Annotated in this window: 22 protein-coding genes; 19 read left to right on the forward strand and 3 right to left on the reverse strand. The window is 61.1% G+C overall.

All coding sequences use genetic code 11. From position 1 onward, the window contains the following. Nucleotides 1-52: 52 nt before the first annotated feature. Nucleotides 53-1,147, forward strand: a complete 1,095-nt coding sequence (locus CKW11_RS05010) for an AraC family transcriptional regulator ligand-binding domain-containing protein (RefSeq protein ID WP_095136660.1) — start codon at nucleotides 53-55, stop codon at nucleotides 1,145-1,147. Here CKW11_RS05010 and CKW11_RS05015 read toward each other — a convergent pair. Further along, the gene (locus CKW11_RS05015) at nucleotides 1,104-2,801 is read right to left on the reverse strand and encodes a sulfatase-like hydrolase/transferase (protein ID WP_095136661.1); all 1,698 of its coding nucleotides are present in this window, start codon (nucleotides 2,799-2,801) and stop codon (nucleotides 1,104-1,106) included. The genes CKW11_RS05010 and CKW11_RS05015 overlap by 44 nt on opposite strands. A 388-nt stretch (nucleotides 2,802-3,189) precedes the next feature. Between CKW11_RS05015 and CKW11_RS05020 the strand changes: the two genes are divergently transcribed. The 17 genes from CKW11_RS05020 to CKW11_RS27625 all read left to right on the forward strand — a co-directional run bounded on the left by CKW11_RS05020 (nucleotide 3,190) and on the right by CKW11_RS27625 (nucleotide 21,448). Further along, nucleotides 3,190-4,542, forward strand: coding sequence for a UDP-glucose/GDP-mannose dehydrogenase family protein (locus CKW11_RS05020; RefSeq protein WP_095136662.1), 1,353 nt, complete (start codon nucleotides 3,190-3,192; stop codon nucleotides 4,540-4,542). Next, nucleotides 4,539-5,576, forward strand: coding sequence for an NAD-dependent epimerase (locus tag CKW11_RS05025; protein ID WP_095136663.1), 1,038 nt, complete (start codon nucleotides 4,539-4,541; stop codon nucleotides 5,574-5,576). Before CKW11_RS05020 ends, CKW11_RS05025 begins: the two co-directional genes overlap by 4 nt. 18 nt (nucleotides 5,577-5,594) lie before the next feature. Beyond that, the gene (locus tag CKW11_RS05030) at nucleotides 5,595-6,341 is read left to right on the forward strand and encodes a sugar transferase (RefSeq protein WP_095136664.1); all 747 of its coding nucleotides are present in this window, start codon (nucleotides 5,595-5,597) and stop codon (nucleotides 6,339-6,341) included. After that, entirely contained in the window at nucleotides 6,341-6,988 is a 648-nt protein-coding gene (locus CKW11_RS05035; protein ID WP_047601869.1) for a CpsD/CapB family tyrosine-protein kinase, read from the forward strand. Before CKW11_RS05030 ends, CKW11_RS05035 begins: the two co-directional genes overlap by 1 nt. Before the next feature lie 21 nt (nucleotides 6,989-7,009). Further along, a complete protein-coding gene (locus tag CKW11_RS05040) occupies nucleotides 7,010-8,032 on the forward strand; it encodes a polysaccharide biosynthesis/export family protein (RefSeq protein WP_095136665.1) in 1,023 nt (340 codons plus the stop codon). 16 nt (nucleotides 8,033-8,048) lie between these two features. Next, entirely contained in the window at nucleotides 8,049-9,638 is a 1,590-nt protein-coding gene (locus CKW11_RS05045) for a Wzz/FepE/Etk N-terminal domain-containing protein (RefSeq protein ID WP_095136666.1), read from the forward strand. Next, a complete protein-coding gene (locus CKW11_RS05050) occupies nucleotides 9,635-10,726 on the forward strand; it encodes a glycosyltransferase family 4 protein (RefSeq protein WP_095136667.1) in 1,092 nt (363 codons plus the stop codon). The genes CKW11_RS05045 and CKW11_RS05050 overlap by 4 nt, the downstream gene beginning before the upstream one ends. Continuing rightward, nucleotides 10,723-12,090: an O-antigen ligase gene (locus tag CKW11_RS05055; RefSeq protein WP_095136668.1), complete on the forward strand. Its 1,368-nt coding sequence runs from the start codon at nucleotides 10,723-10,725 to the stop codon at nucleotides 12,088-12,090. The genes CKW11_RS05050 and CKW11_RS05055 overlap by 4 nt, the downstream gene beginning before the upstream one ends. Beyond that, nucleotides 12,087-13,055, forward strand: a complete 969-nt coding sequence (locus CKW11_RS05060; protein WP_095136669.1) for a glycosyltransferase — start codon at nucleotides 12,087-12,089, stop codon at nucleotides 13,053-13,055. The genes CKW11_RS05055 and CKW11_RS05060 overlap by 4 nt, the downstream gene beginning before the upstream one ends. Next, complete coding sequence (locus CKW11_RS05065) at nucleotides 13,048-14,184, forward strand: glycosyltransferase (RefSeq protein ID WP_095136670.1); 1,137 nt, start codon at nucleotides 13,048-13,050, stop codon at nucleotides 14,182-14,184. Before CKW11_RS05060 ends, CKW11_RS05065 begins: the two co-directional genes overlap by 8 nt. A gap of 13 nt (nucleotides 14,185-14,197) precedes the next feature. Further along, nucleotides 14,198-15,199, forward strand: coding sequence for a polysaccharide deacetylase family protein (locus CKW11_RS05070; RefSeq protein ID WP_095136671.1), 1,002 nt, complete (start codon nucleotides 14,198-14,200; stop codon nucleotides 15,197-15,199). Further along, the gene (locus tag CKW11_RS05075; RefSeq protein WP_095136672.1) at nucleotides 15,196-16,503 is read left to right on the forward strand and encodes a lipopolysaccharide biosynthesis protein; all 1,308 of its coding nucleotides are present in this window, start codon (nucleotides 15,196-15,198) and stop codon (nucleotides 16,501-16,503) included. The genes CKW11_RS05070 and CKW11_RS05075 overlap by 4 nt, the downstream gene beginning before the upstream one ends. Next, the gene (locus tag CKW11_RS05080) at nucleotides 16,500-18,419 is read left to right on the forward strand and encodes a hypothetical protein (RefSeq protein ID WP_095136673.1); all 1,920 of its coding nucleotides are present in this window, start codon (nucleotides 16,500-16,502) and stop codon (nucleotides 18,417-18,419) included. Before CKW11_RS05075 ends, CKW11_RS05080 begins: the two co-directional genes overlap by 4 nt. Nucleotides 18,420-18,480: 61 nt before the next feature. Next, on the forward strand, nucleotides 18,481-19,170 hold the full coding sequence (locus tag CKW11_RS05085; RefSeq protein ID WP_095136674.1) for a GNAT family N-acetyltransferase: 690 nt from the start codon (nucleotides 18,481-18,483) through the stop codon (nucleotides 19,168-19,170). A 4-nt stretch (nucleotides 19,171-19,174) separates the two neighbouring features. After that, nucleotides 19,175-20,365, forward strand: a complete 1,191-nt coding sequence (locus CKW11_RS05090; RefSeq protein ID WP_095136675.1) for a GNAT family N-acetyltransferase — start codon at nucleotides 19,175-19,177, stop codon at nucleotides 20,363-20,365. Then, nucleotides 20,362-21,054, forward strand: a complete 693-nt coding sequence (locus CKW11_RS05095) for an N-acetyltransferase (RefSeq protein ID WP_095136676.1) — start codon at nucleotides 20,362-20,364, stop codon at nucleotides 21,052-21,054. Before CKW11_RS05090 ends, CKW11_RS05095 begins: the two co-directional genes overlap by 4 nt. Before the next feature lie 193 nt (nucleotides 21,055-21,247). Then, entirely contained in the window at nucleotides 21,248-21,448 is a 201-nt protein-coding gene (locus CKW11_RS27625) for a transcriptional regulator (protein WP_143499927.1), read from the forward strand. 115 nt (nucleotides 21,449-21,563) lie between these two features. Here the strand turns inward: CKW11_RS27625 and CKW11_RS05100 are convergent, their stop codons facing one another. Both CKW11_RS05100 and CKW11_RS05105 read right to left on the reverse strand, forming a co-directional pair. Further along, a complete protein-coding gene (locus tag CKW11_RS05100; protein ID WP_095136677.1) occupies nucleotides 21,564-22,370 on the reverse strand; it encodes a class I SAM-dependent methyltransferase in 807 nt (268 codons plus the stop codon). Between the two features lie 383 nt (nucleotides 22,371-22,753). Then, the gene (locus CKW11_RS05105; protein ID WP_095136678.1) at nucleotides 22,754-23,641 is read right to left on the reverse strand and encodes a LysR family transcriptional regulator; all 888 of its coding nucleotides are present in this window, start codon (nucleotides 23,639-23,641) and stop codon (nucleotides 22,754-22,756) included. Nucleotides 23,642-23,877: 236 nt separating this feature from the next. Here CKW11_RS05105 and CKW11_RS05110 point away from each other — a divergent pair, with 236 nt between their 5' ends. Continuing rightward, nucleotides 23,878-24,894 carry an alpha/beta hydrolase gene (locus tag CKW11_RS05110; protein WP_095136679.1) on the forward strand — a complete coding sequence of 339 codons (1,017 nt, stop codon included), beginning with the start codon at nucleotides 23,878-23,880 and terminating at the stop codon, nucleotides 24,892-24,894. The last annotated feature ends 82 nt before the right edge of the window (nucleotides 24,895-24,976 follow it).

Raw genomic sequence — 24,976 nt, forward strand, 5'->3', positions numbered from 1 at the left:
GCTTAACGTCGGGCAGCCTAACCAGTGTCCCGGAACAAGCGGTGAGCCCTACATGACAAAAATCAATCAGCCGCCCGCCAACGCCTTTTACGCCCCGACCTTGCTGCCGGCGATCGAGGAATTGCTCGCGCGCGGCGTTGCCCGCGAAGCCATTGAAGCGCAGTTTCATCGCAGCCTGTTCGACTTACGTACACCGTTCATGCGCATTCCGTTGATGCTCTCGCGACGCTTCTGGGCCTTCGCACAAGCGCAGACGAACGATCCACTTTTTGGCCTCGCCGCTGGACGCCGATTCGTTTCAACGGCGACCAACGGCCTGACTTATCTGTTCGACATCGCGGTGTCGCTGGAGAGTGCCTGCGCTTACTTCGTGCGTTTCTTTCCGTTTTTCAACGGGCACTTTCAGGCGCAGATCGTGCGCGAAAACGGTGAGGTCCAATTGCGCCTGATCGAGTCCGGCAGCCTGCGTGCCGCTCCCGCCACCGCTGATTACATCCTGATCAGCCTGTGCAGCATGTTGCGGCGCAAATTGCTCGCCAGCGGTCTGGGGCGCGATCCGGTGCTGGGTGTGCAACTGACTGCGCCGGGCAGCGAAGAACACGCGCGCGCCTTTCGTGCTCCGGTGCAGGGCTCGCGGCAGTACCTGGCGATCCACCTCGATCCGCAGTTGTTCATCGCGCCACTGACGCCGGGCAGCCAGGCACTGGAACAGACTCTGGTGGAGCTGCTTGAGCAGACCCGCCGCAACAGCGAAGCGACCTTGCTCGAACAGCTCAGCGACTATCTGATCGAGGATCTGGCGACGGCAGACTGGAAGCAGTTCTGCGCAGACCGGCATCTGCTGGAGCGCACGGCTGCGCGGCGCTTGAAGGCACTGGGCTGGCGTTTTTCTGAATTGCTCGATGAATACCGGCGTTATCGGGCCGAGGACTTGTTGCGGGCGGGCGAGTTGGAGCTGGTGCACATTTCCGATCGGTTGGGCTACAGCGATGTGCAGAGTTTCAACCGTGCGTGTCTACGCTGGCTGGGCTGCGCGCCGGGGGTTTATCGAGGTCGGTGGCTGTCGGTTGCCAGCGATGAGGTCAGTGAACCCCGCGCAAATCTCACTGCCCGGTTGCCACACTGGTCGCCGCCGCCCCCGGCGTGACGATGGTATTCAGATCAATATGCTTCCACTCAGGCTTGGCCCCCAACCGCGCATTGAAGCGGTAGTTGAAGGTGAAGTCATCCGCCGTCGGCAGCGTCAATGGTTTGCCGTACAGCGCCTCGACTCCCGCCAGGTCATAACCCATCAACTGCAGCAGCGTCGGAAAAATGTTGTAGTGGCTGGAGCGATCCTTGTTCGCCGATAACGATTGCGCCCAGTCCGGGCCGTGCACCTGATCACCCTGAATCACCACCAGCGGCACCAGCCCTTCTTCCTCCACCGGATTACCGCCGCAATGGGTATTGAGCCCGGGGTTGCCGCGTTCATGCAGGTCCTGGCCGTGATCGGAGGTGTAGATCAGCAGCGCATTGTTCAACCTGGCCTGGGCGAATACCCGGGCGAAGAACTCGCCGACGTTCCATAGCACCGTGTTCTTGTAGGCGTTGCGGTACAGCACCCAGTCATCTGACTGGCCGTTGAAACCGTCGCGTTTGCCGGTTTCGGCCACTTCAGTGAATTGCCCGCGCGGCAAGGTCGGCCGATAGGCCATGAAGGCGTCGGGATATTTGTCGTGCACCGGGAAATGCGCGCCGACCTTGTTGATCACCACCAGCTCCGGCTGATCGTCGTTGAGCAATTCGATCAGCTTCGCGGCGGCAGCCATGTCGCGGTCACGCACGCTGGTCTGGTCAAACTGGACGAACTGGTCAATGTCCTTTTTCTCGGTCTCGGTCATCAGGTTCTGCAAATTGCCGCCGGTGCGCTGGGCGTCGATGTACACCGTGCGCAGCCCGGCCTTTTTCGCGTACTGCCAGATCGACGGCAGCGTGCTGTTGATCCGTATGTAGTCGGCACGGGTGCCGCCGTAGCGCAGGGTGACGTTGGTGTCGGCGCTGCAATTGGCGATGGACGCGGCGTAGCCGTAGTTGAAAATGTCGACGCCCGGATGTGCCTGCTTGAGGTTGCTGTGCACGCCGAACGGCGCGTTGATGTCCAGGTAATTGCCGGAGATGCTCTCGTCGATGATCAGCACGATGTCGTGATTGACCGTCACTGCGTTGCGCACCAGCGTCACCGGCTCTCGCGGGCCGACAGTATTATGCAGCGCTTCATAGGCGAACAGGTTCAGATAGGCCAGCGGCGTGTACATGATCGGCAAACCGCGCGCGCCCTCGCCCGCCCGCAGGAACAACACTGCGCTCAACAGCAGCACGCCACACACCGGCGCCGCCATGCGCAACGCGTTGGGCACCACCAGTGCATGACGTGGTTTCAAGCCGATGCCGAACAGCAACAGCAGACCGCTGAGCGCGCCATGAATGATCGCGTCGCGATACTGGTAGGCGGCTTCCTGGATGAAACCACCGGAGTACACCAGCGAGACAAAATTGCTGTAGCTCAGGTAATCCGCGGTGACCCGGGTATAGACATCGAAAAACACCGCCGAAACAAACAGTGTTATTGCGAACAAGTGGCGAATGAGAGTCTGACGAATATAAGCCGTCAGATATAATGCCAAAGTAAGCGCCAAAAACATCGCGCCAAAAAGAAGTACAGCAAAACCGACGCCGATAGCATTTAACCGATCAATGTAATATTCGGAATAAAGCAGCAGATAAACAATTAAAAGTACTTCTTTGGCATATCTGAACATGGCGATACCGATCGTTCAAATGGCAGGGAGTCAAAGGTTTGTCGGTCAGAACCTGACACTAGCACCCAGCCCTCAAAGCGCAAGAATTGACTGTTTTCTTCAGAAAGCGTCAAAAAACCGGTGACTCAAATCTGACACACAGAAAACGCTACAAGCCTTTAGATTAGCGGCTTACAACCGTTTATCGCTTATTTTAAATCTGAACAAATCTGCAATTAAACAACAAATTCAATCGCAGCAATGACTTGATGGCCAATCGCCAAAAAACGCTCAAGTGTTATACAGGTGCAACATGTCATTTTGCTGACACGCTTTTCAAACCCTGCGCTATACCCCTTTTACAGTCTTCTTCCGAACTTCTTCTTTTCGCTCTATCGAGGGTGCGCAGATGGACGTGAGCGTATTTGGCACCGGCTATGTCGGATTAATTCAAGCCGCCGCACTTGCAGATGTTGGGCATCGGGTTTTATGTGTCGATATTGACCCAAACAAGATCAAACAACTGCAACAAGCCGTGCCGCCTATTAGCGAGCCGGGGTTATCCGCCGCACTGGAAGAAAACATCAAGGCCGGGCGCTTGCTGTTCAGCACCCAGGCCAGCGACGCCGTGGAACATGCCGAGCTGATCTTCATCGCCGTGGGCACCCCGGCCGATGAGGACGGTTCCGCCGACCTGACCCACGTGCTCAACGTCGCCCGGGAGATCGCCTCGCACATGGAGGCTGATCGCACCCTGATCATCAAGTCCACGGTGCCGGTCGGTACGGCGGACCAGGTGGCCGCCAAGGCCAACGAAGAATTGCTCCGTCGTGGCAAAAGTGCCCTCAAGGTGCGAGTGGTGTCCAACCCCGAGTTCCTCAAGGAAGGCAGCGCCCTCGCCGATTGCATGCGCCCGGACCGGATCATCGTCGGCACCCGCGATGAGACAGCCCGCGAGCAGATGAGCGAGTTGTACGCGCCGTTCTGCCGCAACCGCGAAAAACTGATGTTCATGGACAACCGCAGCGCCGAGCTGACCAAATACGCGGCCAACGCGATGCTCGCCACGCGCATCAGTTTCATGAACGAGTTGGCCAACCTCACTGAACTGCTCGACGCCGATATCGAAGCGGTGCGCAAAGGCATCGGCTCCGATCCGCGTATCGGCTACCACTTCATTTATCCCGGCTGCGGCTTCGGCGGCTCGTGCTTCCCCAAGGATCTGCGCGCGCTGCTGCACACCGCCGAACACAACGGCATGCCGCTGAAACTGCTGCGCAGCGTCACTGATGTCAACGACCTGCAGCGGCACATTCTCTTCAGCAAATTGAAAGCGCAATTCCCCCAAGGCCTGGCCGGCAAGTCGATCGCGATCTGGGGGCTGGCGTTCAAACCCAACACCGACGACATGCGCGAAGCCCCCAGCCGCTATCTGATGGACGCGCTGTGGGCCGAAGGCGCCAGCGTGCAGGCCTACGATCCGGAAGCCATGTCCGAGTGCCGGCGCCTCTACGGTTACCGCAACGACCTGCACCTGTGCGCCACCCGCGACGACACCCTGGAAGATGCCGATGCGCTGGTGATCTGCACCGAGTGGAAGAATTTTCGCGTGGTGGATTTCGAGCTGCTGGCGAGCAAGCTGCGCTCGAAAGTGATTGTCGACGGACGCAACCTCTACAACCCGGAACACGTGGCCGCTGCCGGTCTGCATTACAGCGGCATCGGCCTGCGCCACATCGCTCCGGAAGGACTGCGCCCATGAAAATTCTGGTCACTGGCGCAGCCGGCTTCATTGGTGCCCATTGCGTGTTGCGGCTGATGCGCGACGGGCATGCGGTGGTCGGCCTGGATAACTTCAACGGCTACTACGACCCGCAGCTCAAACATGATCGGGTGCAATGGGTACGCGATCAGGTAGGGAATTTCCCGCTGGCGCGCATTGATCTGGCCGATGCCGCGGCGATTGAAGCGCTGTTTGTCCGCGAACAACCGCAAGTGGTGATCCACCTCGCGGCGCAGGCCGGGGTGCGCTACTCGCTGGAAAACCCACGGGCCTATCTGGACAGCAACCTCAGCGGCTTCCTGAATATTCTGGAAAGCTGCCGGCACCATCCGGTCGAGCACCTGATCTATGCCTCGTCGAGCTCGGTGTATGGCGCCAATCAGCACACCCCGTATTCGGTGCACGACGGCGTCAATCACCCGCTGTCGCTGTACGCCGCGACCAAGAAAGCCAACGAGCTGATGGCCCACAGTTACAGCCACCTGTTCGGCATTCCCAGCACCGGCCTGCGCTTTTTCACCGTGTATGGGCCATGGGGTCGGCCGGACATGTCGCCGATCCAGTTCGCCCGGGCGATCAGCGAAGGCACACCGCTGAAGCTGTTCAACTACGGCGAGCACCAGCGCGATTTCACTTATATAGACGACATCGTCGAAAGCATCGCGCGCCTCATCGACCATCCGCCGCACAGCCAGCCGGAGTGGGATCGTGAACATCCCGACGCTGGCAGCAGCATGGCCCCCTGGCGCCTGTTCAACATCGGCGGCCACCACCCGGTGGCGCTGAAAAACTATCTGGCGCTGATGGAAAAACACCTCGGCCAGAAAGCCATTGTCGAGCTCTTGCCCCTGCAACCGGGCGATGTGCTCGACACCTGTGCCGAGACCGACGATCTGGCCCAGGCCACCGGGTTCCAGCCCCGGATCGAGCTGGATGAAGGACTGGGGCGTTTCATCGCCTGGTTTCGCGACTACTACCCCACTGCCTATCGCCCACGCGCCGCTCGCGGCTGAACATCAGCGGAGGACCCCATGACTGGACATGAACAAGGTGTACCGATCACTCAGATGCGCCGCGACAAGCGCATGGATCCCGAGCACCGAATGCGCCTCGATAGCGCCATCCACAGGCAGGGCCGTGGCTGGCTGACCGGCCGCGACGGTGGCCGGCCATGGACCCTGTCGCGCACCAATCGCGTGCTCGCCTGCATCGGTGCATTGCTGATTCTGCTGGTGTTTTCGCCGCTGCTGCTGAGCCTGGCACTGGCCATCAAATTCACCAGCCCGGGACCGGTGATGTTTGTGCAGAAACGCACCGGTTATCGCGGCCGCACCTTCGGCATGTACAAGTTCCGCACCATGGTGTGCAACGCCGAAGAACTCAAGGAATCGCTGCGCCACCTCAACAAGCACGGGGTCGACGCCATCGATTTCAAGATCGACAAGGATCCACGCATCACCGGCATCGGCGGTTTCCTGCGGCGTACCAGCCTCGACGAACTGCCCAACCTGTTCAACGTGGTCAGCGGCGACATGCGCCTGGTCGGCCCGCGGCCGACCTCGTTCAATGCCTATCGCTACAAGGACAATCACCTCGCGCGCCTGAGCATCTACCCCGGCATGACCGGCCTCTGGCAAATCTCCGGGCGCAGCAACATCGACTTCGACCAGCGCGTTGAGTTGGACCTCAGCTATATCGCCGAGCAAAGCCTTTTGCTTGATCTGAAGATCTTGTTGAAAACCCCCTTCAAAGTATTCAGCGGCCACGGAGCAAGCTAATGGACGGTTCAACCAGCAAAAGCCTGAGCATTGCCAACCCCAGCGAATCGAACCTGATTTCGACCGTGCTGGATCTGGATCTGCGGATCCTGTTCCTGACCGCCGCCAATCCCGGCGCGGGCACCACCACCAGCGCCCTGGCGCTGGCCAGCCAACTGGCGCAGATGAGCAGCGGCCAGGTGCTGGTGGTCGATGCCAGCCATTCGGCAGGCAACCTCACGCAGCAATTGAACCTGGGCAAGGAGCGCGGTCTGCGCGACCTGCTGTTCAACCCGGACAACCCGCCGCTGTTGCAGGACTGCGTGGTGCAGGTGTCGAGCCTGCCCTTCCACGTACTGCCCAACGGCCGGCCGATCCGCACCCTGGAGCACCTGACCGCCGAGCGCCTGAGCCCGTTGCTCGATCGCCTGGGCACGCAGTACCGCTTCGTGGTGATCGACGGCGACGCGGTGTATTCCGCCGCCGACACGCTGGTGCTCGCCACTCAGGTCGATGGTGTGGTGTTCGTGGTGCGCGCCGAGGACACCCGCTGGGAAGTCGCCCAGGCCGCCGTGCAACGCCTGACCCAGGCTGGAGCAAAAGTGGTCGGCAGCGTGTTCAACCGGCGCAAGTACTACATGCCCAAGTGGCTTTACAAAAACCTGTAAGCGAACGCAAAGGATGACGCCATGAACGCCAAGATACTTGTTCTGCTGATGCTGCCGCTTGCAGGCTGCTCCAGCAATTCCGAGACCCGCAACATGCCGGTGAATATCCTCACCGCCACACCGGCCAATGCCCAGGCCACTGACATGCCGAGGGTCGAACAGACCCTGCGCCCGAAAGACGTGCTGGATGTGATTTTCCACATCAGTACCAGCGGCTCGGACGCTTATCGCGTGCAGTCGGGTGACCAGATCGGCCTGAACTTCACCGCCGCCAGTCAGCTCAACGGCACGCAACTGGTGCTGCCCGACGGCACCATCGAACTGCCGGGCGCCAACACCTCGGTGAAAATCGCCGGTTTGACCAGCGACGAGGCCCGTCAGGAAATCCAGCGTGCCTATCAGCGCAAGCAGCTGTTCCAGCCCAACCGCAATCAGCTCTCGGTGCAGATTCTCAGCCCGCTGAGCAACGAGCAGAACCTCAAAAGTGCGCTGAACCACCCGGCCACCGGCATGAGCCGCGAGATCACCGTCGGCACTGACGGCTACGCGAGTTTCCCGGAAATCGGCGCCGTGCCGCTGCAAGGCATGACCGTCAATCAACTGGAAACCTTCCTCAACCAGAAGTACGCGCAACTGCCGGGGCGGATGACTGTGGATGTGCTGCTCAAATCCACCGCCGGCAATGAGATTTACGTGCTCGGCGAAGTCGCGCAACCGGGCTCCTACCCGATCCGCCGGCCGGTGTCGGTGCTTGAAGCGTTGACTCTGGCGCGCGGCACCAACGTCAAGGCGCGGCTCGATTCGGTAGTGATCATGCGGCGCAACGGCAATCAGGTGCAGGCCATGAACTACGACGTGGAGAAAGCCCTGTCGGGCGATGCGCCACAGATCGCCTACCTGCAACCGGACGACATGCTTTACGTACCGAAAACCAAACTGGCCAGCGCCGGCGAACTCGCCCGCCAACTGGCCGACGTGGTGCTGTTCCAGGGCGTGGGTTTCAGCTTCGGCTACCGCGTCGACAACAAAGGCAGTGACAACTGACTCTCAGGTGAACGACATGAACCCAAAAGAAAATTACCTGCACGAGTTCTTCAGGATTTTCTTCGCCAACAAGCAACTGGTGAAGCGCATCTTCCTGATCTTTGCAGTGATCGCGTTGTTGCTGCCGCTGTTGCTCAAACAGAGCTTCGATATCACCGCGCAGGTGATCGTGCAGTCGAAAAAACTGTCTCAGGGCGATGCGACCACCTCGCTCACCCAGGACAACGCCACCTTCATTCCACCATCGCTGGCGGACATGGAGACCGAGAGCAACATTCTCCGTTCGCCGGCGCTGATTCGTCAGACCATCAGCGAACTGCGCGACCAGGGTCAATACAACCCGCCGCCGGGGATGCTCAGCAAGCTGGCCGAACCGTTCAAGCGTTACGTCAGCACGCCGCTGCGCGAATACATGATCAATCCGCTGCGTGATGCATTGGGCATGGAAACCGATCCGGTGCGCGACACGGTACTGGATGGATTGACCCAGGACGCCATCGACAATCTGAAAATTGAAACCCTGCCGGGTTCCAATGTCATCTCGATCGTCTACAGCTTCCCTGATCCGGCCCAGGGCACGGTGTTCGTGTCCACGCTGCTGCGAAACTATCTGGTCGATCGTCAGGCGTTGCAGTCGATCGAACTGCCGCACTCGTTCTACGAGACCAAGAAGCATCAGTATCAAGTCCGGCTCGATGGCCTGGAAGGCGCGCGTCTGAGCCTGCTGGAAAGCGTCGGCTCGTCCGATCCGAAAGAGGAAATCACCTTTCGCCTCAACGCGATCAACACCGAAGAGCAGGCACTCAACCTGTATCGCGATCGCCTGTTGCAAAGCCAGCGCTGGCTCGATTACCTGAAATCCAGCCTGGCCGCTGCCAACACCAACAAGCTCAATGACTACACCTTCCCGTTCACCTTCACCACTACGGTGGACAACATCGCGTTCGAGGACCGCGAGATCCGGCAAATGGGCGAGGCGCTGACCACTCAGGTCAGCCGCTACATGAACGACCTCGCGGTCTTTCAGCCCGGTAGCGAACCGATGTTGCTGGCCCGCGAGCAAATTGCCCGCACCCGCCAGCAGTTCCTCAAAGTGGTCAACAACCGCATCCAGGAACGCACGATCGACCTGTCGGTGGTCAGCCAGGTGATCGAGCAGAAAACCGCGCGCATCGCCGAGTTCAAAAATCGCATCCATCAATTGCAGCAGACCCAAAGCAAGCTGCGTCAGATGGACACCGAGATCGGCGCGTTGCACGCAGCGTTTTCAACCTATGCGCAACGCTTTGCCGAAAGCAGCACGACACGCGCGCTGGACAACGACCTGTCCAATGCCCGGGTCTTGAGCCCGCCGTATGAACCGACCGAGGCGGCTTTTCCGAAACCGATGCTGATCATTCCGTTCGGTCTGCTCACCGGTCTGCTGCTGGCCATTGCCTTTGTCTATGTGCGTGAGTTCTTCGATCACCGCTTCAAGCATCCAGCGCAGATCAGCCATGAACTCGGCCTGCCAGTGCTGATGGTGCTCAACGAAGAAACCTCGCAGCCCGGCAATCCGCACAAGAACTGGACCATGCCGAGCCTGGTTCACTGGGTGCGCAATTGAACGCGGCGTCCACCCCGTGCGTCGCGCTGCCGATCATTCATTTGCTCAGCAGCGGCGGCTTCTACGGAGCCGAGCGGATGTTGCTGGATCATTGCCTGGCGACGCCGGGGCAGCATCAGGTGCTGTTCCTCGACGCGCCACCAGAGCTGATCGAGCGCTTTCGCCAGGCCGGGGTGGATGCTCGCGGCTGTGCCGGGCTCGGCGGACTGCTGCGCCACTTGCGTCAGCGCCGAGGCGATCAACCGTTGCTCAACACGCACAATTTCAAGGGGCTGCTATTCGGCTGGGTTGGCGCAACGTTGTTGCGCCTGCCGCTGGTGATCACTCAGCACGGCTTCACGCCGCGCAGTCGCAAGCAGAAGTTTTACACCTGGCTGAGCCTGCAACTGTGCCGCACGGCATCGGTGAAACAGGTGGTCTGCGTGGCACAAAGCATCGCCTCACTGCACCTTGACGCCAGCGTGCAGGCGGAGAAGTTGCAGGTGATTCCCAACGGTTTGCCAGCGGCACCCGCAATACCGCCGGCGCTGGAACGCCAACGCTGGCTGGCCGGTTACGTCGGTCGGTTGAGCAGCGAGAAAGGCCCGGATCTGTTTCTCGATGCACTGATTGCGTTGTGTCACCAGCATCCGCAACTGGACGCCGTGATGCTCGGTGACGGCCCGGAACGTGAGGCTTTGCAGGCGCGCATCGACGCGGCCGGTTTACAACAGCGGATTCGCTTGCCGGGCTATCAGACGGCGATGCAAGGCTGGTGGCAGCAACTCGATGCGCTGGTGATCAGCTCGCGCACCGAGGGTACGCCGATGATTCTGCTCGAAGCGATGCAGGCCGGTGTGCCGGTGGTGGCGTTCGCGGTCGGTGGCATTCCCGATGTGTTGCAGGACCGCCACAACGGCCTGCTCGCCGCACCGAGCGATACCGTCACCCTCGCCCGTCAGCTCGACACGTTGCTGGCCGAACCGAAGCTGGCCGCGCAACTGCGCGACAACGCCAGACGCACACAACAGGAACGCTACGACCTCAAGGCTTTGGCTGAACGCTGGTCGCAGCTGTACATCCACACGGCACGGGAGGCACGCGCATGATTTTCCCGCTCTCGATCGTCAGCCTGCTGGCACTGGTCTGCATGGCTTTGCTGGTCAGTCCTTATCCGTATCTGGCGCCGGGGGCGGTGCTGGGGCTGCTGGGTTTCACGGTGCTGTACCGCAAACCGTCCTGGGGCCTGCTTGGCATTGCCGTGCTGGTGCCGTTTGAAGGGTTCTTCAAGGACAGCCTGGTGTCCGGGAGCAAATTGCTCGGTGTTTCGCTGGCGCTGATTCTGATGTTGCAACTGGCATTGCATCAGATTCCAGCGCAGCGCCTGCGCAGCAATCTGTGGCGCTACCTGATCGGTTTCATGGCGCTGTACTTTCTCAGCCTGCTCGCCTCCGACAACCTGGGCATGTCACAGGGTCATCTGCGTGAACTGAGCGTGGGGCTGATTCTGTTCGTGATCACCTTGTTGATCGGCCGCGAGCTGAACCTCGATCTGTTCGCCCGACTGGTCACGCTCAGCGTCAGCACGACCTGCGCGATGGCGATGTTTTCCAGCCGGTTCCAGGACAAGGGCCGCGCCGCCGGCCTGCTCGAAGACCCGAATGCCTTTGCTCTGCTGATCGCCTTCGCCGTGCCGCTGGGCCTGCTGCTGGTGATTCGCAGCCCGAACCTGCTGCACCGTTTGTTCTGGGCTGGCTGCTGCCTTCTGCTGCTTGGCGGCATGACCAAAACCGAGTCGCGCTCAGGCCTGGTGGTACTGGCCTTGAGTCTGGCGATCGGGGTCTGGCATTACCGCCAGCACCTCAACCGCATCCGTCCCCGGCATTTCGGATTCGCCATGCTTGGCGCCGCCATCGTGCTGCCACTGGCGATTTATGCAATGCCTGCCGGTTATCTGGCGCGCATCCAGTCGCTGAGTATCTTGAGCGCCGGGGCCAAGGCGCAGGATGAATCCCTTGGCCGTCGCGCCTCCTACATTGTCGTCGGCAGCCAGATCATCCGCGAACATCCGCTGCTCGGTTCCGGCCCCGGAACCTTCCCGTTGCACTACGCAACCACCGGGTATGCCAAGGCGTTCTCGGCCAACCGCAAGATCGGCGATCTGTATCGCCGGGCGCATAACACGTATCTGGAGATTTTCAGCGAACTGGGCATTCCTGCCGGTCTGTTGTTTGTCGGCATGCTCGTGCAGGGTTTCTACAACCTGATCCGCGCACGACGCGCGTGGCTGCAACGGCGCGAGTGGCAGCACGCGGACATGGTGACTCATCTCGGAATGAGTTTTCTCTCGCTGACGTTGTTTCTGATGTTTCTCAGCGCGCCGAACCTGAAGTACCTGTGGATCATGCTGGCGCTGACCTGGGTGCTGCGCCTGAAAGCCGAGCAGGCACCGCTGACGGAGGCCAGGGCATGAGCCGGATCAGCATCGTCATTCCGATGTACAACGAGGCCCGGCACATCGGCCGCACCCTCCTGGCCGCGCGCAAAGCCGCGAACGTCGCCGACATCGACTGCGAACTGATTGTCGTCGACAACGGCTCCACCGATGACGGCCCACGGATCGCCCGCGCATTCGGCGCACAGGTTCTGGTGCTGCCCGGGCTGCTGATCGGCGCGTTGCGCAATCGTGGCGCAACGGTTGCCAGCGGTGAATGGCTGGCGTTCATCGATGCCGATATCGAAATGCCCGAAGACTGGCTGACCCCGTTGTTTGCCCTGGCTGCGAGCGGTCAGGGCGACGTCTTCGGCCTGGACCTGCACACCCCTGCCGCCGCGCCATGGTATGCCGACGCGTGGCAGCGCCGCTCTTTGCGTCCGTCGACCCGCGCCGCTCGCGCCGTGCAATGGCTGCCCAGTGCCAACCTGCTGATGCGCAAGCAGTGGTTCGACAGTGTCGGCGGTTTCAACGAAACCCTGCGCACCGGTGAGGACAAGGAGTACACCCTGCGTCTGAGCGGACACGGCGCGCGCTTGCTGTCGGTCAACTCCAGCGTAGCCCTGCACTGGGGCTATGAAATGACCTGGCGCGAATGGATCGGCAAGGAACTGTGGCGCCAGGGCAGCCACCTGCAATTACTGCGCGCCCACGGCATGAGCCTGCGGCTGCTGCGTTTTCCGTTGCTGTCATTGCTGGTGTGGGTGCTCGATGTGCTGGCGGTGTTTGCATTGCTTGCGGGCCATGCGCAGCAAGCGTTGCTGCTGCTGTTGCTGGGCCTGCTGCCGAGCCTGTCGCTCAGCGTACGGCAAAGCATTCGCCAGCATAACGTCAACCTGACCTTGCAACTGTGGGGCCTGCACTGGGTGCGCCTGCACCTGGCCAGCGCGGCGTTGATTCTCGGTCTGTGTCATTGGAACGCCAGGAGGCCCGCCCGTGGCTGAATTCATTTTTTGCCTGTGCCTTCTGCTGCCCGCGTACGCCTACATCGGCTATCCGCTGCTGCTGACCTTGCTGGCGCCGCTGTTCCCGGCCTGGCGGCACGCGCCGGCACCGCCGCTGAACGTCAGCATCGTCATCGCCGCGCACAACGAGGCGCGACACATCGAGCACAAGTTGCGCACGCTGCTGGCCCAGGACTACCAACCGGCGACACTGCAGATCATTCTCGCCAGCGACGGTTCGAGCGATGACACCGTGGCCTGCGCGCACAAAGTGCTTGATCCGCGCATCACCGTCCTCGACCTGCCGCGGCAGGGCAAGGCCGCCACACTGAATGCCGGTGTTGCCGTGAGCAGCGGCGACATTCTGGTGTTCACCGACGCCGACAACCAATGGTCGCGCGACACCCTCGGCCACTTGCTCGCGCCGTTGAGCGATCCGCAGGTCGGTGCCTGCGCCGGGCACATGGTGATCCCGGTCACCGGTGGCGGCCTGAGCATCGGCGACAGCCTCTATCGGCATTATGAAGGCTGGTTGCGCCGGGTCGAGAATCGCACCGGCTGTATGGTCTCCGCCGACGGCGCCCTGCTCGCCTTGCGCCGCGAGCTGTTCCAGAACGTGCCGGCCGAGGTCAACGACGATTTCTTCATCAGTACCTGCGCGCCGGTCGCGCACAAACGCATCGTTTACGTCCCCCAGGCGCAGGTGATCGACCAGGGCGTCGACGCAGCGGACAAGCAATGGCGGCGCCGCCAGCGGGTCACCGTCGGCGGCCTGCAGAGCCTGGCGCAACGCAGCGAACTGCTCAATCCATTCAAGCACGGCCTGTATTCGATCGCCTTGATCAGTCACAAGCTGATCCGTCGACTGGCGCCGGTGCTCTTGCTGCCGCTGCTGCTGAGCAATTTCTGGCTGTGGAACGAACACGGTTTCTATCGCCTGAGCCTGATCGCGCAACTGATCGGCTACGGGCTGGCCATCGTCGGTCTGCTGGATTCGCAACACCGTTTGCCCAAACCGTTCCGCCTCGCGGCGTTTCTGCTGGTGACGCTGGCAGGCATGAGCGTCGGCCTGTGGCAGTTCTTGCGCGGGCAACGTTACGCACAGTGGAATCCTGACCAGAATCGTTGAGAGGACTCAAGCCATGGCGATCAAACAACTGATAAAACGCACCAGCGGCTGGCTCTATCTCAACTCGCCAGTGGGGCGCAACCAGTTGCACGGGGCCGGGGTCATTCTGATGCTCCACCGGGTGCTGGCCAACGACCGCGCGGCCAGCCTGCCGCATCGCAATGAACTGTGCGTCGGCCCGCAAGCGTTCGAACACCTGCTGGTGTGGCTGCGCAAACATTTCGATTGCGTGCCGCTGATGGAGTTGTTGCAGCCCAACGCCCTGCGCACCGAGCGCCCTCGGGTGGCACTGACGTTCGATGACGGCTGGCGTGACAACGCGGTCAACGCCTATCCGCTGTTGCAGAAACACCAGGTGCCGGCGAGCATTTTTCTCTCCACGGATTTCATTGGCAGCCGGCAACGCTTCTGGTGGGAAAGCGTGGGCGAAACGCTATGGGGCAGCCATGGCGAAAAAGCGCGCATGCATCTGATCGAGTACCTGCGGATCACCGGTCATCCACTGCCAGTGCTGCTTGACGATATCGATGTCGACCGGCGCAGCCTGGCGCTGCTGCATTACCTGCAAGGCTTGAAGCGTCTCGAACCGCAGGCACTTGAACGGCTGACCGATGAATGTCCGCCGGAATCCTTGCCGCAAGCCCTGGACTGGCACCAGGTGCGCGCCATGGAAGCGTCCGGGCTGGTGCGTTTCGGCCCACATGGCGCCAGCCACGCGATCCTTACCGAACTCGATGCAGTGCGTCTGCGCGAAGAAATCAGCCGCAGCCGCGATGCCTTGCACAACGGCTGCAATCGGCCACTGCCGGTGTATTGCTACCCCAACGGCGACAACGATGAGCACGTGCGCGAGCAGGTCGCCAATCACGATTATGCGTTTGCCCTCGGCACGACCAGTGGCCTTTATCGCGGCGTCGGCGACCCGTTGAACCTGCCGCGCTTCGGCGTCAGCCAACGTACCGCACGCAACCCTGAACTGCTGTCATTACGGATCTTTCGCGGGGCACGGCCATGAGTCGCGGTAGCTACCTCAAGCATCTGGCCCTGAGCATGGGCACCAAACTGGCGATGATCGCCTTGCGCCTGCTGCGCAACGTGTTGCTGGCGCGGATTCTCGGCCCGAGTGAACGCGGCTTGTTCGCATTGCTCAGCACCCTGCCGGATCTGATCAGCGCGGCGACCAGCGGCGGCCTGAATTCGGCAGTCGGGTATCAAGCGGCCAATCAGCGGCCGATGGGCTTGTTGCTCGCCCAGGTATTGGTGTTCGGTTGTTTCCTGGCCGGGCTGCTGACCTTGCTGGTGGTCGCGCTGGCGCGAGAATTTGGCAGCGAACTCGATGTCACGATGCAGCTCGGCCTGCTCGCGTGGCTGTTGCTGCTGGCGGTGCCGCTGACCGTGCTCAAGAGCGGACTGCTGACCTTGCACAACGCGTCGGGCGGCGTGGTCGCTTTCAATGTTCTGCGTCTGATCGAATCCCTGGCGCCGCTGCTGCTGTTTCTTGCGCTGTTCTGGATGTGGAAACAGGCAGCACTTGAAGCGGCGCTGATCAGTTGGCTGGCCGGCATCAGCCTGGTGGTGCTGGTGGGCTGGATGTGGCTCAAACGCGCACAGCCGCTGCAACTGCAATGGGATCGTGCGAGCCAGAACGAGCTGCTGCGCTTCAGTGCGCGCAGCCATCCGGATCTGCTGTTTCAACAGATCATTCTGCGCTCCGACTACTTGTTTATCGGCGCCCTGCTGGGCAGTACCGCGCTCGGCCACTATGCCATGGCCAGCGCTGCCGCCGAACTGTTGTTGATCGTTCCGGAAGCGGTCACCACACCGCTGATGAAGCGGCTGCTGCAACAGGACAAAGGCATGGACAAGGTCACGCCGCTGGCGCTGCGCCTGACCGCCACGGTGATGCTCGGCGCCTGCCTGGCCATGGCAGTGATCGGCGAATGGTTGATCGTCACGCTGTTCGGCGCGGCGTATCAACCGGCGTATCCGGCGCTGCTCGCGTTGCTGCCCGGCCTGCTGGGCCTGTGCTATGCGAGCATTCTGCGTCTGGATCTGATCGGCAAGGATCGCCCCGGCACGGTGTCGTTGCTGATGGGCATCGGCGCGGTGCTCAACCTGGCGCTGAATCTGCTGTTGATTCCGGCCTTCGGCATTGTCGGTGCAGCGGCGGCTTCATCAATCGCCTATCTGGCGGTGACGGTAGCGATGCTGGTGCTTTATTGCCGCTTGAGCGACGTGCCGTTCTGGCAAACCTTGATCATCCTGCCCGGCGACATCAGCCCGATGTGGTTGATGTTGCAACGTCGGAAGGCAGCATGAAACGCCTGGCCCTGCTGTTCGGACTCGGCCTGACGCTGAACGGCTTCGCGGCGCCGATGCACTGGGGCGATATCCGCGACGGCAGTCTGTATCTGCAAACGGATCGCCCGGACACCGTGACAGTGCGATGGGTGCCGGCATGGCAGGCCGAGGCCAATGAAGAGCGTATTTATCTGCTTGATGGTCAGGGCAAGCTCCAGGGCGAACGGCTGATCAAAGCCAGCGAAACTCGCGGTTCGCAGAGCTGGACTTTGCGGCCCGGGGCTGCCAGCAGTCGCCTGGAAATTCCCGGCTATAGCTTTCGTGGTTATCGGATTGAACATGACGAAAAAACCGTGGCGCTGTTCGCCCCGGCCAAAGTGCATTTCAGCGCCGAAGCGCGTAACGGCGACGAGTTGTACTTCAAAGTAGCCGCCGGCGAGCGCGCGGTGCTGGCCGGCAAGTTTCATGGTGGCGTCAGCGGTTTGCAGGCACAGCGGGTCGGCGATCAGCAAACGCTGACGCTGACACTGAAACCCTATCGTGCCTATTGGCAGTTCGATCAGGTTGCCCTGCCGGTCAGCCAGCAGGAACAAGTCTGGCGCCTGCGTCTGCGCGGCACTGGCAAAGCGGCCTTCTGGCTCGACGGCACGGTCAATCTGTTTGCGCAAAATCCGCAGCAGTTGCAGCCCGTGCGCGAAGATCCGGGGCAAACGCATTTGACCCTGCACGACAAAATTCTCGGCCGCACGCCGGATCTGGGCATTGCTCTGCCGTACCTCGTGCCGCCACCCGCCAGTCATGCCTTGCTGGATGCGCTGAAGCCGGGGGCAGCCAGTTACTACAGCTTCGTTGACGTCACTTCGAAGAATCCGCATTTCGAAGACGCGTTCCGTGAGCTTTATCAAAATCGCTTCGGCATCCGCCAGGACATCACCCTGCTCGCCGGCACCGGGCGTCAGGCCGATCTGCGCGCCGATGTACAGAGCAACAGCGGCCTCGACGCCTGGCTCGCCGGCACCCGCGCCCTGGGCGGCAAAGGCACGCATTACATCGGTTTCGCCGACGAGCCCAACCTCAACTATTCAAGCTACGAACAATACCGGGCGATCTTCAGCAGCATGGCGCGGCAGGTGCGCAGCGACCCGGCCAACGCCAAGGCAGGCGTGCGCATCGCAATGCCGGCCAGCTCACGGCTGGTCAACGGGCCGTTCACCGACAACGCAGCGGACAAGCGCGGCATTGACTGGGCCCGGCGACTGCTCGGCGAGTCCGCCGATCAAGTCGACGCATTGGCCTGGCACGAATGGATGATCCGCGACCTGCTCGCAACCCGGGTCTACCGCGACAGCGTGCGCCGCGCCGCCGATCTGGTGGGGCTGGACGCCAAAGGGCAGCCACGCAAAGCGTTGCTGCTGGATCAGACCAATCTGTCCAGTGGCTCAGCCCTGAGCCCCTACGATCAGGAAACCCATTACGCCGCACTGTGGTGGGCCTCGGTGGTGATCAACGCCTCTCAGGATGGCCTGCTGAGCATGCTCAACTGGTTTCAGGCCGCCGACGAACCGCCCTACGGCAAGGGCATGGTGCGCATCCATGACGATGGTCGCTTCGAGCTCAAACCCGTGGGCCTTGCCCAGCAATTCATCGCCGGGCATTGGCTGCCGCAAGTGCTGCAACTGGATAACGACGCTTTTGAGGTGGATGTCCTGGCGATGGCCGGCGACGAGCAGCGCGCCTTGCTCGGGGTGAACAAAGGCACGCGTCTGCAACGCGTTGAGCTGAGCGGCGCCAGGTGCCCGCCAAACCCCGGTGCCCTGCGTTTCTTTGGTGCCGACAATCGCAGCCGCGACGCACCGTTTGCCTGCGAAAACGGGCGCGTGCGTTTCGAATTACCGGGGCAAACCCTGTTTGCCCTGAACTGGAGCGCGTCATGAACCGCCCTTCTGCCCTGCGAGCGTCAGGCTGCGCATGGCATCTTCATCAGGAGAAGTAAGTATGGATATTTTACGAAAACTCAGCGGACATATCCGTCGTAAAGGCCTGCGAGCGACCTTGGCGAAGATCCGCAGAATGTACATTTTCAGCCATCAGGAACTGTTGTGGATGGAGCGCGATCTGGTCAGCCCCGTGCCGCCGCACAGCCTCAAACCCTACCCGCCGCTGCGCGTCATGAAGATTACTGCAGACAACGCCAGCGCCTTCACCCGTCACTTCGGCGACCGTGTCGGCGTCATGGCCGAGCTGGCCAGTGAAGGTCACACCGGGCACATGCATATCGACGAGCAAGGCGATGCCGTGGCGTTTATCTGGGGCACACCGCGCGATTATGTCGATCGGCATTACTACGGTTGCCGGTTCCCGGTGAAACCTGGCGAGTTCTTCGAATTCGGTGGTGAAATGACCCGCGCCTACTGGGGCAGCGAATTGTCAGTCGATGTGCAAGTGCTCCTGTGGAAAGCCATGGCCGCCCAAGGCTGCCGCAAAGTGGTCGATGTCTGTGACGCAAGCAACACCCCGGCACTCAAGCTGCACCTGCGCATGGGCTATACCGAACAACAGCGGATCATGAATATCTACACGCTGTTCGGCCGCTGGCGCTTCTACAGCGAAACCCGCTACAGCGGCTCGCGTCTGGCGGCGCTTGGTAAACCTTCCCGTCCATCTGTCCCAGCAACGGCGGCCTGAACCCATGGTGATGCGATTCGAATGGCGCGCGTCCCTGTGCGCTGCCGACTTCCCGGCAACAGCCTACGAGGCACTGCGCCTGCGTGTGGCCGACCACACGCCGTTCAACAGCCTTGGCTGGCTGTGCGCAGCAGAGCAGGCCCTGGGCGAGGATCAGCGTCTGCAGATTCTGCTCGGCTGGGAAGCCAGCCAATTGCTGCTGTGCCTGCCACTGGTGGCCAGCCGCGAACGCTTCGCTGGCGTGCCGTTTCGCGTTTTGCATCACTTGGGTTATCCAATGGCCGATCGCCTCGCGCTGCTGTCGTTGCTCGGCAGCGAAGACATGCACAAGGCGCTGCTGCTGATCCGTGAACATCTGCCCCATGCGCTGCTGCAACTCAACGAACTGTCGGAACCTGCCGGTGAAGAAAGTGCGCTCACCGAATGGATGGCGCGCAGTTCCACGGCTGAACGACGCCTGAGTTGCCGGGTGCCGGTGCATCTGATCAGCGACGCCGATCATCAGGAAGTCTCTGGCGACCCGCGCTACAAGTTGCGTCGGGCGCGCAAACGGATTGCCGCCTGCGGTGCGCAGATACGCCGGATCACTCCGAATGCGCTGAGCATGGGCGCCTTGCTGCAGACCCTCGGCGAAGTCGAAGCGGTGAGCTGGAAAGGCGATGAAGGCGTGGGGATTTTCGCCACGCCGCGCACTCGCCAGTGGATCGAACACGCCTTCACCACGCTAGCCGGCCAAGGCCTGGTACGCGTGGTGACGCTCGAACTGGACGGCCGCTGCATCAGCTATCGCCTCGGCCTGCTCGAACAGGGCCGGCTCTACGATTACAACCTGGCGTTTGTGCCGCAGTACGCCGACCTCGGTAGCGGCCGGGTGTTGCTGGAGGAATGGATTCGCTGGGGGCTGGATGAGCACTGGCGCTGGATCGATGCGTCGCGGGTCAGCCTGGAAAACTCCAGCCATCAACTGCACGAACGCATGACCGGGCAACTGGAACATTGGCGCTGGAGTTTCTACTCGTGGCGCCCGAGCGGCTTGCTGCTGGGCCTGGGGCTACGCCTATGGCACCACGTCAAACCGCTCCTGCAAAAATGGCGCGCCCAGCGTGCCGGCAACTCGCCAGCGGCGAACACATCCGACATTCAACCGGCAACACCACCCACCACACCTGGGCTAGCGCCTCGGAGGGCATCATGAGCATCATCGATAGTCTGCTTCTGCGCATCAAACAAAAAGGCCTGCGCCGCACCCTGGGCGCGCTGTGGAAACGTTACGTCTTCGCTCACCGCGAATTGCTGTGGATGGACCGCGACCTGGTCACGCCGATTGCCCCAAACAAACTGCGCCCCTGTGAAGGTTTGCGCAGAGTCGACATCACCGCGCAAAACGCCAAGGCTTTCAGCAAGTACTTCGGTGACCGCGTGCAGACCATGGCCGAGTTGGCCACTGAAGGGCATACGGGGCACATGTACCTGGATCAGGACGATGACACCGTCGGGTTCGTCTGGGCCAGCACTCGCGACTATTACGACCGCCACTTCTACCGCTGCACGTTCCCGGTCAAGCCCGGTGAATACTTCCAGTTCGGTGCCGAAATTACCCGGCACTATTTCGGCAGTAGCCTGACCGTCGATGCTCAGACCGCACTGTGGCAAGTCATGGCTGCCCGAGGCTACAAAAAAGTGGTGGATATCTGCGACGGCGCCAATATTCAGGCCCTGAAGATGCATATACGCCTGGGCTATCAGGAACAAGGGCGGATCACGCATGTTTACGACCTGTTCGGGCACTGGCGGTTCTTCCGCGAAACCCGCTACGACGGCTCCCGCCTGGAACTGCTGCGCAAACCGGAACGGCCGGCAGTGAGTGCGGCGGCGCAGGCGTGATTCAATCGTAAAAGCGATGGCGGCCATTAGGGCGCCATCGCGAGCAGGAAAGTCGTTCGCTATGTTCTCTGCGTAATTCACGACTTTGCCCACACCCGAAAAAGAATCGCCCTCCTGGCCTAAAGGCTATGCCTGACTGTTGCCAATCGCGTGATCAAGTAAATTGGCGCAAAAAAACACAAGGGGCAGAACGTTGAGCTACAAACTCACCAGCCTAGAGATGCCGTCATTACTCGTTGATGTCGCGGCAATTCGTGAATATCTGAAACAAGTGCTGAGCGATGACGATGATGTAGAGTTGCTTCGAGCCATCGGCTATGTAGCACAGGCTTGCTCGAAAATTCAGAACGATCAAACGGGCGAAGTTGGTTCAGAGTCTTTCAGCCAGACTTGAAACCTTATCGACGCCTTCGCGAGCAAGCCCGCTCCCACAATGGATTTATGTATGACGCAGATCCAATGTGGGAGCGGGCTTGCTCGCGAAGAGGCCGGTTGTCGCGATCAACCATTCAGGCCTTGCTGGCGACCAGGGTAAAGCACAGCGGCATCTGCGCTGGCTGATTCAGGTACTGGTCGTACACCTCTTCCCGGTTCGAATGCGCATATTCCTTGAAGTGCGCGATGTTCAGGCCGGCCGCGATGGCGCCGCTGAAAATGGCGCCGAGGGTGTGCACAAACCAGTAGGACTTTGCCGCCTGCTGCTCAACCTTGCCGACGTAGACAATCGGCTCTTCCTGCACAAATGGCTCGGCGCGGAAGTAGGAGCTGGCGAGGCGGTACGGGTCTTGGCCTTCAGGGTCGACCATTTCCAGAAACGGATGGGTTTCGTAGATCACCAGTTTGCCGCCCGGTTTCAGGGTCAGCGCCACGTGGCGAAAGAACTCGCCGATGTCGGGCATCCAGTTCAGCACGCCGATGGTGATCAGCGCCACGTCAAAGCGGCTATGTAATGACGCTGGCAGGTGATGGATATCGCTTTCGATGAATTCGGCGTTGTGTGGCGAGCGCTGGTTCAACTCGCGTGCCTGTTCGAGAAACGCCTCCGATTGATCGACGCCGACCACATTGCGCGCACCGAGGGCAAACAGCGACAGGCTTTCGCGACCGTTGTTGCAACCGAGTTGAATCAGCTCTTTGCCGTCGACGCCGACCTGCTCCAGCACGCCACGCAAGGTGTCGTCGAGACAGGAGAAGTCAGCCTTCGACACGTCGTTCAACAGCGCTTGCCATTCCGCTGATTCACGGTGATGGCGAGCGGAATCGTTCCACGCCTGTCGATTGCTGTCGATGGCGGTTTTATTGTTGGGCACTTCCATGGCGCACTCCGGGCGATGCTCGTGATTGAGCGGCCCCGAGTCTAGAACAGCCCGGCAATTCGGATTGTTGCAAACTTGTAAGCCAACCCACAGTGCCATTGTGGGAGCGGGCTTGCTCGCGAAAGCGGTGAGTCAGGCAACGGAGATGTTGGCTGACAGGACACTTTCGCGAGCAAGCCCGCTCCCACAGGGGTAATGCGGCGGCTTCGTAGAGCTTTTTACGACCCGGCCTCATCGCTGCAAAAAGCTCCCACAAGGTTTCATGCACACGCCACAAAACCTGTGGGAGCGGGCTTGCTCGCGAAGGCGGTGTATCCGTCAGCATGGATATCGACTGACACGACCTCTTCGCGAGCAAGCCCGCTCCCACACTTTTGGCGTGGTCACATCTGATTCAGGCGTTCGCGCAGGAATTCCACCAGTGCCTGCACCGGGCGCGAAGCCTGGCGGTGCTGCGGGTACACCGCCGACAGGGTCAGCGGTTCGGGGCGGTAATCGTCGAGCACTGGCAGCAGCCGCCCGTCCTTCAGCGCCGCGCCGACGATGAACGTTGGCAGATAGGTAATCCCCATCCCCTGCACCGCCGCATCGCGCAGCAACTCGCCGTTGTTCACCCGCATGCGTCCGGTGACGTTGACCAGCAGCGGCTTGCCCTGACCTGCGTTGAAGCGCCACTGCACCGAACGACCGTGGCCGTACGGCAGACAGTCGTGGCTGTGCAGATCTTCGGGATTGAGCGGTGTGCCACGTTCGGCCAGATACGCCGGGCTGGCGCAGTACACCCGTTCGATGGCGGCGATGCGCCGGGCGATCAGCGTCGAGTCTTCCAGCACACCGATGCGCAGCGCCAGGTCGTAGCCTTCGCCGAGCAGGTCCACCGGACGGTCGCTCAAATCCACCTCCACGGTGACATCGCGATAGCGCTGCAGGAACAGCGGCAGCAGACAGCCCAGATGCGCGACGGCAAATGACAGCGGTGCACTGACGCGAATGGTCCCGCGCGGCTCGGCGGTCTGCCCGGCGATGCCCTGCTCGACCTGTTCCACTTCGCCCAGCAGACGCAGCGCCGATTCGTAGTAGCTCTGGCCCAGTGGCGTGACGTCGAGGCGTCGGGTGGAACGGTTCAACAGCCGCACACCGAGGCGCTCTTCGAGCTGCATCAAACGGCGGCTGACGAACTGCTTGGACAGGCCCAACTGATCGGCCGCGGCGGTGAAACTGCCGGAGTCCATGACCTGGCAAAAAATACGCATGTCTTCGAACGGGTTCATTGTCACTCTCTGGTAGACAGTCAAACGCTTTATAGCCGCTTTTTCACTTTTCGACAGCTCATTAATCTGTGCTCACGGTGTTGGAACCAAACCCCAACCCTGTAGGAGCTGCCGAAGGCTGCGATCTTTTGATCTTGATCCTCAACTCACGGGGACAAAGGCAAAAACAGGATCAAAAGATCGCAGCCTTCGGCAGCTCCTACAGGGCACTCAAACAATCGAAAATGGAATTGAGCATGAACATCAAAAATACCCTGACCGCATCCCTCCTCGCCCTGTCCATCGGCAACGCGTTCGCCGCCGGCAGCCCGGGTGTCGAACACCAGACCCAGGCCTTCCTCGAAGCCCTCGCCGCGGGCGGTGGCAAACCGCTGGAGCAACTGAGCCCGAAGGATGCGCGTGCAGTGCTGACCGGCGCTCAGGCCTCGGTGAAGGTTGATCTGTCCGGAGTTGAAGTCAGTGACAAGGCAATCAAGGTCGATGGCCAGACGATCAACCTCAAAGTGGTGCGGCCAGCCAAGGTCAAAGGCGAGTTGCCGGTGTTCATGTTCTTCCACGGTGGCGGCTGGGTGTTGGGCGATTACCCGACCCACCAGCGCCTGATTCGCGATCTGGTGGTCGGCTCTGGAGCGGTCGCGGTGTACGTCGATTACACGCCGTCGCCGGAAGCGCAGTACCCGACGGCGATCAATCAGGCCTACGCCGCGACCAAATGGGTCGCGGAAAACGGCAAGCAGATCGGGGTCGACGGCAAGCGTCTGGCGGTGGCCGGCAACAGCGTCGGCGGCAACATGGCGGCGGTCGTGGCGCTGATGGCCAAGGAGCAGCAAACCCCGGCCCTGCGCTTCCAGCTGCTGATGTGGCCGGTGACCAACGCGCAGTTCGACGACGGCTCGTACCAGCAGTTTGCCGAGGGACATTTCCTCACCAAGGGCATGATGCAATGGTTCTGGGACAACTACACCACCAACCCGGCCGAGCGCGCACAGATCCACGCCTCGCCGCTCAACGCCAGCGCTGAACAGCTCAAGGGCCTGCCCGCCGCGCTGGTGCAGACCGCCGAATTCGACGTGTTGCGTGATGAAGGCGAAGGCTACGCGCGGCATCTGGATGCGGCCGGTGTGCCGGTGACCTCGGTGCGATACAACGGGATGATTCATGACTTTGGCTTGCTCAATCCGCTGAGTCAGATTCCCGAAGTGAAAGCGGCCGTGCGGCAGGCGGCGGCTGAGTTGAAAACACATCTGAACTGAAGCCCCCTCACTCGCCACACCTGACGGTGTGGCGAGTTTTTTGATTGCAAGAACCCTTGTGGTGAGGGGATTCATCCCCGAT

This window comes from Pseudomonas sp. Irchel s3a10 (genome assembly GCF_900187525.1).
Taxonomy (GTDB): domain Bacteria; phylum Pseudomonadota; class Gammaproteobacteria; order Pseudomonadales; family Pseudomonadaceae; genus Aquipseudomonas; species Aquipseudomonas koreensis_G.

Coding starts and splice junctions, on each gene's coding strand:
- CKW11_RS05110 (WP_095136679.1), top strand. CDS start 23,878: ATGAACATCAAAAATACCCTGACCGCATCCCTCCTCGCCCTGTCCATC.
- CKW11_RS05105 (WP_095136678.1), bottom strand. CDS start 23,641: ATGAACCCGTTCGAAGACATGCGTATTTTTTGCCAGGTCATGGACTCC.
- CKW11_RS05035 (WP_047601869.1), top strand. CDS start 6,341: ATGGACGGTTCAACCAGCAAAAGCCTGAGCATTGCCAACCCCAGCGAA.
- CKW11_RS05060 (WP_095136669.1), top strand. CDS start 12,087: ATGAGCCGGATCAGCATCGTCATTCCGATGTACAACGAGGCCCGGCAC.
- CKW11_RS05045 (WP_095136666.1), top strand. CDS start 8,049: ATGAACCCAAAAGAAAATTACCTGCACGAGTTCTTCAGGATTTTCTTC.
- CKW11_RS05010 (WP_095136660.1), top strand. CDS start 53: ATGACAAAAATCAATCAGCCGCCCGCCAACGCCTTTTACGCCCCGACC.
- CKW11_RS05095 (WP_095136676.1), top strand. CDS start 20,362: ATGAGCATCATCGATAGTCTGCTTCTGCGCATCAAACAAAAAGGCCTG.
- CKW11_RS05075 (WP_095136672.1), top strand. CDS start 15,196: ATGAGTCGCGGTAGCTACCTCAAGCATCTGGCCCTGAGCATGGGCACC.
- CKW11_RS05015 (WP_095136661.1), bottom strand. CDS start 2,801: ATGTTCAGATATGCCAAAGAAGTACTTTTAATTGTTTATCTGCTGCTT.
- CKW11_RS05070 (WP_095136671.1), top strand. CDS start 14,198: ATGGCGATCAAACAACTGATAAAACGCACCAGCGGCTGGCTCTATCTC.
- CKW11_RS05090 (WP_095136675.1), top strand. CDS start 19,175: ATGGTGATGCGATTCGAATGGCGCGCGTCCCTGTGCGCTGCCGACTTC.
- CKW11_RS05030 (WP_095136664.1), top strand. CDS start 5,595: ATGACTGGACATGAACAAGGTGTACCGATCACTCAGATGCGCCGCGAC.
- CKW11_RS05020 (WP_095136662.1), top strand. CDS start 3,190: ATGGACGTGAGCGTATTTGGCACCGGCTATGTCGGATTAATTCAAGCC.
- CKW11_RS05025 (WP_095136663.1), top strand. CDS start 4,539: ATGAAAATTCTGGTCACTGGCGCAGCCGGCTTCATTGGTGCCCATTGC.
- CKW11_RS05080 (WP_095136673.1), top strand. CDS start 16,500: ATGAAACGCCTGGCCCTGCTGTTCGGACTCGGCCTGACGCTGAACGGC.
- CKW11_RS05055 (WP_095136668.1), top strand. CDS start 10,723: ATGATTTTCCCGCTCTCGATCGTCAGCCTGCTGGCACTGGTCTGCATG.
- CKW11_RS05040 (WP_095136665.1), top strand. CDS start 7,010: ATGAACGCCAAGATACTTGTTCTGCTGATGCTGCCGCTTGCAGGCTGC.
- CKW11_RS05085 (WP_095136674.1), top strand. CDS start 18,481: ATGGATATTTTACGAAAACTCAGCGGACATATCCGTCGTAAAGGCCTG.
- CKW11_RS05100 (WP_095136677.1), bottom strand. CDS start 22,370: ATGGAAGTGCCCAACAATAAAACCGCCATCGACAGCAATCGACAGGCG.